The organism is Streptomyces sp. PT12 (assembly GCF_003311645.1).
Classification (GTDB): Bacteria; Actinomycetota; Actinomycetes; order Streptomycetales; family Streptomycetaceae; genus Streptomyces.
This window is the reverse complement of sequence record NZ_QEST01000074.1, coordinates 1-789: the sequence shown is the minus strand read 5'-3', so window position 1 is coordinate 789 and position 789 is coordinate 1. Positions and strand designations below refer to the sequence as shown.

Sequence of the window (789 nt, the reverse complement as noted above, 5' to 3'; positions counted from 1 at the left end):
CCTGGATCGCCACCATCGCCCCACCCGAAGGCAACGCCTGCATCAACCGCCCACGAGCCACCACAAGCCGCGCCGCGTCCTCAAGGCTCAACACCCCCGCGACATGCGCGGCGGCCACCTCACCAATCGAGTGCCCGGCGACGAAGTCCGCGCGCACCCCCCACGACTCAACAAGCCGGAACAGCCCCACCTCAAGCGCGAAGATCGCGGGCTGGGCAAACTCAGTCCGATCCAACACCCCCGCCTCCCCACCCCACACCACATCCCTCAACGGCAGCCCCGCCGCCTCACACACCGCGTCGAACGCCCCCGCGAACACCGGAAACGCCTCATACAACTCCCGCCCCATACCCAGACGTTGACTCCCCTGCCCGGTAAACAGAAACGCCACCCTGCCCTCGGCGACCGAGCCGGTGATGGTCTCGGAGCCGATCAGCACCGTGCGGTGCTCAAGGGCCGCCCGGCCCGTCGCGGCCGAGTACGCCACGTCGAGCGCGTCCCCTTCGAGGGCGGTGACCTGGTCGAGCTGGCTCTTGAGCGCGGTGCGCGTCCTGGCCGACACCACCAGCGGAACGACCGGCAACTCCCGGCGCTCCACGGGCGTTTCCTCGGCCTTGGGCGCCTCCTCGATGATGACGTGCGCGTTGGTGCCGCTGATCCCGAACGACGACACGGCCGCGCGGCGCGGGCGCCCCTCGTCAGGCCACTCCCGCGCCTCGGTAAGCAGCCGTACATCGCCCGCCTCCCAGTCCACCTGGGGCGTGGGCTCGTCCACGTGCAGCGTCTTGG

Annotated in this window: 1 protein-coding gene; it reads right to left on the bottom strand. The window is 70.3% G+C overall.

Translation table 11 applies throughout. The features are described 5' to 3' along the window. The coding region (locus tag DEH69_RS06380) for an acyltransferase domain-containing protein (protein WP_147255458.1) at window positions 1-789 on the bottom strand (789 nt) is incomplete at both ends.